Annotated in this window: 1 protein-coding gene; it reads left to right on the forward strand. The window is 31.3% G+C overall.

The window, feature by feature from the left end:
- Window positions 1–1,050 (forward strand): IS3 family transposase (locus L1S49_RS23080; RefSeq protein WP_238907700.1); only part of this gene is annotated, 1,050 nt, incomplete at its 5' end.
- Window positions 1,051–1,090: the final 40 nt, after the last annotated feature.

Genomic DNA, 1,090 nt, shown 5'->3' on the forward strand with positions numbered 1-1,090 from the left:
AGCGGACGTCCACGGTCAAGAGAATTGAGTAAAGAAGAAATAATTGAAAGACAAGAAGCTAAAATAAAGTTACTTGAATCACAGGTAGAACTATTAAAAAAATTAGACGTGACAGAAAGGTTGCTGATAAACAAAAGTAAAAATCTAAAAACTACTGATATATTTGGATTAATATATGACACAATAAAGGAACATAATTTCAAAAAACTAACCGGATATTTTTGCAAATTACTAACTGTTTCACGATCGGGATATTACAATCATATTAATTCAAAAGAAAATAGAATAGCTAGCGAAAATAGGGATTTAGAAGCTAAAAAGATTATTTTAAAAGCATTTAATCGTCGTGGATACAAGAAAGGTTCTCGTTCTATAAAAATGATTTTAGAGAATGAATTTAACATAATCTATAGTCTCAAAAAAATACAAAGAATAATGAGAAAGTACAATATTGTATGTCCACATAGAAAGGCAAACCCATATAAACAAATGGCTAAAGCTACTAAAGAGCATAGAACTGTTCCAAATATATTAGAAAGAAACTTCAAACAAAATATACCTGGGAAGGTCTTGCTAACCGATATTACATACTTGCCATATAACGGAGGAGATATGGCTTATTTATCGACCATTCTAGACGCATCAAGTGGTGAAATACTAGCCCATCACATATCTAAACGAATTACTATTGATATAGCAACTGAAACAATTTTTAAATTAACAAAACAACGCAGAGTTAAGCTGCAAAAAAATGCCTTCGTCCATTCCGATCAGGGATGCCATTATACCAGCCCTATTTTTCAAAATCTACTTAAAAGGAGCCATTTAGGACAATCAATGTCACGACGTGGAAACTGCTGGGATAACGCACCCCAAGAATCTTTTTTTGGGCATTTGAAGGATTCTGTAAAAACAAAAATGTGCAAAAGCTTCGAAGAACTAAAAGGTAAGATAGACAAGTATATAATATATTACAATAATTATAGATATAAATGGGATTTAAAAAAGATGACTCCTGTTCAATACAGAAATCATCTTTTATGTGCTTAACACTCTTTTTTATATTGTCCTTGACACAGGTGTCAGATTA

Source organism: Clostridium sp. YIM B02506, assembly GCF_022324845.1.
Lineage (GTDB): Bacteria > Bacillota > Clostridia > Clostridiales > Clostridiaceae > Clostridium_T > Clostridium_T intestinale.